Raw genomic sequence first — 8,501 nt, forward strand, 5'->3', positions numbered from 1 at the left:
TGTAATGTGTTAAACCAAACTTTAGGCCTGTCTGTGTGGAATTGACGAAAAAGAACACCAATTTACAAGGCGTCGATGGAAGAATCCAGATGGAGAGCGGTTTGCCCAGGCACGCACGTTCACGCCAGTGCTCAAGATTGGGGGCAAGTGCTCACGTTTGAGGGCAAAACCTGTCTACTTTTCGAAACTGGCTCGTGCAAACTATTTTTCCGCCTTCAGGCAGTTGAGTACATCATACCGAAGGAGACAAGGAGGTGGCTCATGACCATGCCTGCGCTGCTTCCACAAGATCGTGAGCCGGTCTGGTGTCTGTCGCGTTAAATGTGGTTCTTCAATTCTCCTTTGTGCTTTATATAAGTACTGATACGCACAGTGAGAGGGCAATGTATGTTTTCTATCCAATATGTCAGGTAGTCCGCCAGTTTCATTGTAGCCTGAGATTTAGTTATCAAAGTTCCTTTCTTTTGATCAAACAAAGCTTGCTGGAGCTTCTTATAAGCTTCTTCTTGAGTTGCTCCATAGAGGTATTTCCTCTTACCAGTTTCTTCAATAATAAAACTACCTACCCACCGCCCATCTTTCCGCTGATAAACAGAGCCAGCCCCACGAATAGGGCGTCGTGATTTCCTTGGCATAAGTAAATTCCTCTCATACATGCAAAAATGCACCAGAGGTATTTACAGACATACCTTCTGATGCATTTACAATCGAAAAAGTAAACTAGGAGTCAGCGTATCGATAGGTGAAAACTGTACGCTAAGCCCGATTGGGATCGAGTGAGAGAAAATTCGTTTTTTCGCGCAACACCGTAAGATCAGTCAGCTCAGCCTGAAGAGCCAGTTTCGTCGTTCGTGAAAACATGCTGAGGGGCGTTCTACCGAAGCGCCCCTCAGGACCTCTTAGACGAGTGAGCCATGGAGCAGGCGAAAATCACGCTCCGTTTCCCAGATCGTTTGGAGTCGGGCGAAGTTTTCGTCGGGCTGCAGCATGAGGCGTGCAAGGGCATCAATCGCCCGCAATTTCTCTTCCTCAACCGTGTTGAAATCGATGGCAATGAAAACGGGAGCCTGCGTATAGGGAATCTCGTTATTCATCAGGCAATGGAAGTCAAAGAAGACCTGTGTTGCAAGATTTTCCAGAGCGCTCACGCCGTGGTCGGTGTAGGCGTTTGCGTTCTGGCGGCCCTCGCGTACGGCCAGCCAGGTCTTCGCTGCGAAGCCAAAGGTATCAGGCGGCATGTCGAAGGGATCGAAGGGACGATGTTCTAACGAGGTATCAGCGTCAATGGTCATCCAGCGTTCAAGGGGCGCGTGCCAGTACTGGGTGATCCAGTGGACTTCGATCGTGTCAGCGCCAGGGCGAATGTAGGGAGCATAGCCAGCGCGGACACGAGCGGGTATCCCCCTGGTCTTCAAGATTGAGGCCATGAGAATGGCCACAAAACGACAGGTGACGATGAGTTTGTCTTCAACTGCTCGATCTGGCACAAAGCCACGCGGATCGCGGTGGTATAGTTCGGCAAGCATGGCCACAGCAGTTGGGAAGTAGTCATCTTCCCCCTGTCGATACCAGGGCACTTCGCGTATATTCCCATAGACGGGATTGATCTGGGCCCCCTCTCTTCCCAGAGACAACGCGATGCTATGGATGACCTGCCGCTTGACGAGACGACCCAACTGCCCAATGTCAGTGGGGAGATCGTGCTGCAATCTTTCCTGATAGAGGCCGGGATAGGTGAACTGACTGAAAGCACGGTAGTGGTCGAATACGTTCTGCTGCATGAGATATCCTTTCTTTGCATCTCAGTGTGTGTTGAGGAGAAAAGCATACATCCAAATCCTGACGCCTTTTGACAGGATTTGTGTGGTATACTGAGTCACATCGTACACACGTGTTTCCACATAACACATCATGGAGGGATTCCTTGCGAGCAGATCGACTTCTCTCACTTCTTCTGCTCTTACAGAGCAGGGGACGCATGACCGCGCAAGCACTGGCGGAGCAGCTGGAGGTTTCCGAACGGACTATTTACCGTGACATTGAGGCCCTCAGTTTTGCAGGCATCCCGCTCTACACCTTTTGTTGGGTGATCTAGTGGATATGCGTTGCAGGTTTGCAGGTTTGATGTGGGCCTGGCGAACGAGTAGAGGGCGCGAAAAGGAGGCCTTCGTGCGGCTTCCCATGCGCTTTAGGATGGTATTTTGGTGCTTTTTTTGCTCCTTTTGGGGCATATAAACCTGAGAAACCTGCAAACCTGCGTTTTTTTATTTTTTGGGATTAAGGAAAACGATTGGAGTTGCGCACACACATCGTTTTCCTTCTTCAAAGAACGCGCGGGAGCGCGCGCCGCTCTGAATGCTTCCTCCCAATCGTAACGCCTGGCCAGCTGCCGGGTGCGGCAAGTTTTTTTGCGCCGGGCCCATTCAGATCACGAGAGCAAGATCGGTCTCCGGCGTTTCCAGAGCTTCTTCGCCTGTTGCTGACGAAGGGCCTGTTGGCGACATCGATCAGAACAGAGCGTTTTCTTAGTCCTACAGTTGTAGATGTATGTCTGGTGAGAGTACCTGGGCGCATGTCGAGGTCTTGCCGCGCAAGCGTTGATACGTGTGTCATCGGCATGACCAGGTAAAACTGGGGGCACAAGAGCGTGTAGGCCTCTGTGGTGCGCAGCAAAACCGCCGGATTCAGGCAGATCGTATCCAAGCGATGGTGTTCGCAAGAATCTAGTCGGTGATGGCAGTGCTATCCGTGCCTAAACCGTTTCCATCGCCATCTTCGGTTCAGATAACGCGAGTGGCGCACTTTCCGCGCTCAGACATCCCTGGTACGGGGAAAGGTCACCGTAAAAGTTGATCCTTCCCCGATGGTGCCGTCCACCGTAATGATTCCCCCATGACGCTTGACGATCTCCGCCACAATGGACAACCCCATACCCAAACCGGGAACCGCGATCTGCCTGGGACCTGCGGCCCGGTAGAAACGCTCAAAAATCTTGTCGCGCAGCTCTCGCGGGATGCCCAGGCCATAATCGCGTACGCTGATCGTGACCGTCTCTGGGGAAGCGCTGAGGTCAATTTCGACCGTCTTGGCATCGGGAGAATACTTGATGGCATTGCCAATCAGGTTGGTGAAGACCTGCCTCAGCCGCTTCCGATCCCCGATCAGCGTGGTCTGTGCTGCTCCACGTACCACGAGGGTGTAGCTCGGGTTGAGGTATTGCATGGTGTCGGTGATCTCCCGCAGCAACGCGTCGAGATCCACCATCTCCTGCCGATACTCCAGTCCGCCTGTCTGGATCTTGGAGATATCCAGCAACTCTCCGACCAGATATTCGAGTTGCGTCACAGGCGCTTCCAACCCTAAAAGATCCGCAGCTGCTTCGTGCAACCTTTGCTTGACCAGGCGCCTTCTCACTATCTGGGCCTGCAGCTTAACAGCAGTAAGTGGAGTCATGAGTTCATGACTGGCCATATTGATAAGGTCATCCTTGCGTTGTTCCAGTTCCTTGCGAGCCGAATTATCCAGCACAAAGCCGATCCCTTGGGACGGATTGCTCTGTAATGAGACACGTCCTACCACCACCGGAAGGCGACTGCCATCTTTGCACACAAACTCTTTCTCATAGGGCGTCACCGACTGCTGCGTGTCAAATTCCTGTTGCGCCTGCAGCGTCCGGGCCAGATATTCTGGAGGCGTCATCTGCATCAAGTTGATGTTCCCGGCCCGCAAGTCTTCACGGGTATAGCCCGTCATGCGCAGAAACGTGTCGTTGGCGTCCACAATCTGCTCGCCTTCGTTGATGTCGATCCCGATAATGCTGGAGTCCATCAGGGTATTTGCCTGCTCCTGACTCTGGCGCAAGGCGTGCTCCAACCGTTTCTGCTCGTCGATATCGGTAACTGTGCCAAACCACCTCACAATCTGGCTCTGGGCATTTTTGAATGGCACTGCTCTGGCAAGAAACCAGCGATAGGCTCCGGTGCTCCCATTCCGAAGGCGCAGTTCCCTTTCATAGAGGGTGCCTGTGTGGAGAGACGTTTGCCACGCATCCTGGACACGTTGTCGGTCATCGGGATGCAGTGCCTGCATCCATCCGTCCCCTTGGGCCTGTTCGGGGGTCATACCGGTATAGTCACACCAGCGCTGGTTATGGTATTCAGAAAAGCCATCGGGGCGCTTGACCCAGACGAGTTGGGGAATGGCATCGATCAGCGTACGCAGTTCGTTTTCGGCGCGCTTGCGTTCGCTGATATCCTGGCTTGCACATATGAGGTACTCGACCTGCTGGCGGGCATCACAATGGGAGGTAATCGTCATCACCATGTCCGGAGACAGGCCGGTTCGTGGATGGATGCTGGCCTCAAAGCGCACGGTTTCTCCCTGGCTGGCTTGCGCAATGGCGGCACGAAATTGCTGTTGGACCGCAGGGTCATGGGACCACACAGGCAGGTCGGTGAGCGGTGTGCCGATCACCTCCTCCCGCCGCCGGTGTACATCTGCCAGGGTATGCTGATTGATGTCGAGGATCAGCCCATCGGGGGTCACAATCGTGACATCATCAGCGAAGCTTTCCAGCAGATCCCGATACATCCGTTCGTTCCGGTTCAAGGCATCCTGGTGGTGCAGTGGTTCCGGATAATCATGGAAAAAGAGCGCGAGGCCTTCATCGGTCGGAGAGAGGGAGACGTGCAACCTGCTATTGGTGGCGGGAGACACATACGCGACGTTGGTTGGGTTTCTGGTCTGTTTGGCCTGCTGGACCGCCTGATAGAGTTGGGGACTCACCAGCTGGGGAGCACAGCGCCACAATGACGTACCAACGACCTCCCCTGGTGTGGCTCCGGTCATAGCCTGTGCATGCGCATTGGCATACACAATCGTCGCATTATCATCGATAACAAATAAGGCACCGGGAAGCGTCTCAAGAATGTGTAGGAGTATACCACGAGACGCATGCGTGACGCGTTGGGTCTGCTTTGCATTTGACATAATATGTAGGTATCCCTTTCCTGCCCCTCATCCCCGAAAATGAAGACGCATTCATACTCTCACTCGAAGACGCATTCATACTCTCACGCCTAGAACGATACTCTCATGATGTAAGATAGTTAAGAAACAAGCAAGCTGTACTTTGGGTAGCGGTGAAATTACCCGTCCATCTGGAGTCAATATGATACGTCGGTGGTGTCCTTATCTACAACCGTAGGATTAGGCCCTACCTCGCGCAAAAAAACTTGTCGCACTCCAGCTTATGGTCAGGTGTTACGATTGCTGTTCCTCCTTATCTGATCAGACACTATAGCCTGGTACAAATGCTTTACGCCCCTTACTTCAATCACACACTTCGAATTAAAGAGCTTGTCATTCGTTGCCATGGACTATTAGGAGCCGTGTGCTTGGACTCCCTCCAAAATGACACGGCTCTCTATCACTATACCCAGGCAGAGGCCACAAAGAAATGTAGCAACTCTGTAGCAACATCGGCAAATATCTTCGTTGAGCCAAAAATATTGGAGTACAAAAAACGCGAATTGCAAGCTTGAAAAATACATAAGAGCATAACCAAAAACAACAGGTCATGGGTTCAAATCCTCTCACCCGACTAACAGAAGCTGAGCGGCTTCTGTGTGGTATCATGTACATGAATGTTTAGTTGCAGGTGACTCGATCCGCTTGAGTCGTCTTGGTAAGCAGTTGAAGTTTATCTTAGATGCAGAAATTCTGAATCATTCTTGGTCGCTACATATAAAGGTGGTTTAGCTGAATGGAGAAAGACACAGAAAAAACCCTCCAATTCTCGTAAACAATGACTTCTATTATGGCTGTTACTTTCTACAAATTGACAGCAGAAATGACAGCACCACGAACAGATTCAGTAGGATAAAGACGAACTAAGACGGATAACTTGAAACGTTTAGAAAGAAAGATTTGAGCATGAATACATCGGAAAAAGGCCAGCTTACCCACCTGGATGAACAGGGCAATATTCATATGGTCGATGTCACCAATAGACCTGAAACCGTTCGTGAGGCGATCGCCCATGGACGCGTGCGCATGCAGCCAGAGACGATCCATTTAATCGAAAATAATCAGATTTCAAAAGGAAGTGTGCTTGAAGTAGCCAAGATTGCTGGTATTATGGCGGCCAAGCAGACACCACAAATTATTCCTCTCTGCCATCCTCTGCCAATGACCCATATTGATCTACAGTTCACTTTTGAGAGCGAGGCCGGCTTGATCTTTATTGAGGGACGTACCCGCACCAATTATAAAACTGGCGTCGATGTTGAGGCATTAACAGCTGTGACCGTGGCCGCACTCACCATTTATGATATGTGCAAGGGGGTAGATACAACTATTACCCTGGAACAGGCCTATATTGCACAAAAAAGTGGTGGCAAGAGCGGCACGGTCACATTTCAACCCGCTTAGTTATTTTTAAATCTTGCGAACTTCCAGTAACATAAACATGGCTTCCAGCAGGTTGCGCTCTTCAGCTTGAGTCAGGCTCAGCTCTGTTTGTCCGATTGGAGTGATCAGCATGCCATTTTCGTTCACCGGAACCACGCTACGGATGGCATGCGGATTTCCTCCTAGCCAGCGTACAGGTTCCAGCAGCGATCCCAGAAAAACTGAGATGGTAACGTATTGTCCACGCAGGGATGGGTCTAGATCCTGCAGGTGCAATTCCAGCGTTTCTCCATGTTGAATTACGCTACCTTCCAGATTTTGTGCCTGCAGGTGGATGATAGCCTGGTCAGCCGGGTTTGTGCGCAGGTTGCTTTCTGCACGCGTTAAGGTTTTGCCGCGACGTACGCCGCCCCCACCGGCCATCACTGGTGTATATGTGTACGTGTTGGAGGTGGAATCTTCTGGTGCAGTGGCTCCTCCGAATAGGGTGGCGACCCGTACCAGGTCCTTTAATGCCTGCCGGCGTAGCGAACTCTGGGTGATATGGGCGCTGACCCGCAAGGCCAGTTGCAGTAGTGAACGCGCAGCCTCATCATTATCATTATGTTCATGGCGAGCCTGGCGCAGAATGGCTTCGGCCTGACTGATCAGAGATTGGCTGAGATGGCTGAGCATACGATGGGGTGTGGCCGACAGGGTACGTGTCCCTTGTCCCAGTAAAGCCCGCGTTCCTAGCGGATGTACGGCTGCGCGCATGGAATCATAGAGGTCCAGATAAGCATGATGACATTCCTGGCAACCGGCCAGGTGAAAGAGGAGGGGCGCATAGTGAACTGTGGCCTGGGCATCATTGTTGAGTAGAGCCATGATAAAATCAGGAAGTTGCTGATAAAAGGAGATATGATAATTCCCGCTCAATTGAAGCTCTAGCTGGCTGTCGTTCTCCTCTACCAGCTCTCCTGCTTCACTGCTTGTTGTATCGGGCGTCTGCAAAACCTGTTGGAGCCATTGCCCCAGTTTGCTGTAATTTCCACGGATTTCAGAGGCCCCCCCAAAAATTGTCTCGTCGTTCATTATGATTCTCTCCTTCAGAGTCGGATATCTGGCTCTACTCTTCTTTATAGAAACGCGATAGACGCTTCAACTGCGCTGAGGTAAGCTGTACTATCTCCTCGCCATGCCAATCGAGGAGACCCTCGGAAACCAACTCTTGCAAGCCTTTACATACATCTTGCTTTGTCAGGTCGTGCTGAGCGAGTGTTTGAACGTCTACCTCGTATACATTCTTATTAGTGGAATGTTTCGTTGTATACATGGTTAAACGCAAAGCAATGGTAACTGTCAAATTTGAACTTTGCTGCTGTAAACAGTTGCGTAGTTTCTTGTGTGCATGATCTTTGTGCTGGCTGATATGGGGATTGGGCTCGGCGGCAAAGCTGAAATCTAGTTCTTTAGATAACGCATCAACCAGGTCATCAGCTCCTATCTCTTGTAATTCTTGCATGACGGCTTGCAGTTGATTGGGTGCTGCACGCAACACGGTAATGCAGTGTTTCAGAATATTCCGTAATTCTCGCTGAGAGGCGATATGTAAGCTGATCTCTTCGGGTGTGGAGAAAGGTGTTTCACCCCATATCGACTCTACCGCATCTGAAAGAGGATTATCTCCCTCCTCTTCATCCGCTCCTTCTAGTTCAGCCGTCGTGTTGACCTGTAGTCGCCTTTTCCTTAGACGGTCGATGGCTTTATTTCTTACGCTGCGACTGAGAAAGGTGTAAAATTGGGCATCGGTCAACCAGTCTAGCGCAGTCTTTGGAGTCCGATCTTCTCCCCCTAAGATACCCAGGCGCACAAGCTGCTCTACCACGTGCCCAATTACTGTATCAACTTCAAATGCATCATATTTTAAAGCGCCTAAATATCGTTGTGCATTCCTATGCAGGTACGCATACAGTAATGGATAGCTTTGCTCTGCCCGATACCTCAAATCATTGGCTGTAAATGGCATGGCAGGATTTTCCTCCGAGGTGCCGATCCTATGAACATGTATGTATCTCTATCTCTGTTAGACGATAGAGATGGATCAAAAT

At 50.9% G+C, this 8,501-nt stretch carries 6 protein-coding genes and 1 pseudogene; 2 read left to right on the top strand and 5 right to left on the bottom strand.

The window, feature by feature from the left end; genetic code table 11:
* Positions 1-317 precede the first annotated feature (317 nt).
* Positions 318-635 (bottom strand): hypothetical protein, encoded by a 318-nt coding sequence (locus tag JMI88_RS36810; protein ID WP_201367075.1) that lies wholly within the window; start codon positions 633-635, stop codon positions 318-320.
* A gap of 264 nt (positions 636-899) precedes the next feature.
* On the bottom strand, positions 900-1,781 hold the full coding sequence (locus JMI88_RS36815; protein ID WP_201367076.1) for a transglutaminase-like domain-containing protein: 882 nt from the start codon (positions 1,779-1,781) through the stop codon (positions 900-902).
* A gap of 143 nt (positions 1,782-1,924) precedes the next feature.
* Here JMI88_RS36815 and JMI88_RS36820 point away from each other — a divergent pair.
* A pseudogene (locus JMI88_RS36820) lies at positions 1,925-2,074 on the top strand (HTH domain-containing protein); the annotation flags it as partial.
* Between the two features lie 737 nt (positions 2,075-2,811).
* Here JMI88_RS36820 and JMI88_RS36825 read toward each other — a convergent pair.
* Positions 2,812-4,989 carry a PAS domain S-box protein gene (locus JMI88_RS36825; protein ID WP_201367078.1) on the bottom strand — a complete coding sequence of 726 codons (2,178 nt, stop codon included), beginning with the start codon at positions 4,987-4,989 and terminating at the stop codon, positions 2,812-2,814.
* Positions 4,990-5,934: 945 nt separating this feature from the next.
* Here JMI88_RS36825 and moaC point away from each other — a divergent pair.
* A complete protein-coding gene (gene moaC, locus JMI88_RS36830) occupies positions 5,935-6,432 on the top strand; it encodes a cyclic pyranopterin monophosphate synthase MoaC (protein ID WP_201367079.1) in 498 nt (165 codons plus the stop codon).
* A gap of 6 nt (positions 6,433-6,438) precedes the next feature.
* On the opposite strand, the gene JMI88_RS36835 is transcribed toward moaC, so the two are convergent.
* Both JMI88_RS36835 and JMI88_RS36840 read right to left on the bottom strand, forming a co-directional pair.
* Positions 6,439-7,485, bottom strand: coding sequence for a hypothetical protein (locus tag JMI88_RS36835; protein WP_201367080.1), 1,047 nt, complete (start codon positions 7,483-7,485; stop codon positions 6,439-6,441).
* Between the two features lie 34 nt (positions 7,486-7,519).
* The gene (locus JMI88_RS36840; protein WP_201367081.1) at positions 7,520-8,419 is read right to left on the bottom strand and encodes a hypothetical protein; all 900 of its coding nucleotides are present in this window, start codon (positions 8,417-8,419) and stop codon (positions 7,520-7,522) included.
* Between the last annotated feature and the right edge of the window lie 82 nt (positions 8,420-8,501).

It is taken from the genome of Dictyobacter formicarum (genome assembly GCF_016587435.1).

Bases quoted from the DNA above. Each gene is read 5' to 3' on its own strand.
- JMI88_RS36825 (WP_201367078.1), bottom strand. From the start codon at position 4,989: ATGTCAAATGCAAAGCAGACCCAACGCGTCACGCATGCGTCTCGTGGT.
- JMI88_RS36835 (WP_201367080.1), bottom strand. From the start codon at position 7,485: ATGAACGACGAGACAATTTTTGGGGGGGCCTCTGAAATCCGTGGAAAT.
- JMI88_RS36810 (WP_201367075.1), bottom strand. From the start codon at position 635: ATGCCAAGGAAATCACGACGCCCTATTCGTGGGGCTGGCTCTGTTTAT.
- JMI88_RS36815 (WP_201367076.1), bottom strand. From the start codon at position 1,781: ATGCAGCAGAACGTATTCGACCACTACCGTGCTTTCAGTCAGTTCACC.
- moaC (WP_201367079.1), top strand. From the start codon at position 5,935: ATGAATACATCGGAAAAAGGCCAGCTTACCCACCTGGATGAACAGGGC.
- JMI88_RS36840 (WP_201367081.1), bottom strand. From the start codon at position 8,419: ATGCCATTTACAGCCAATGATTTGAGGTATCGGGCAGAGCAAAGCTAT.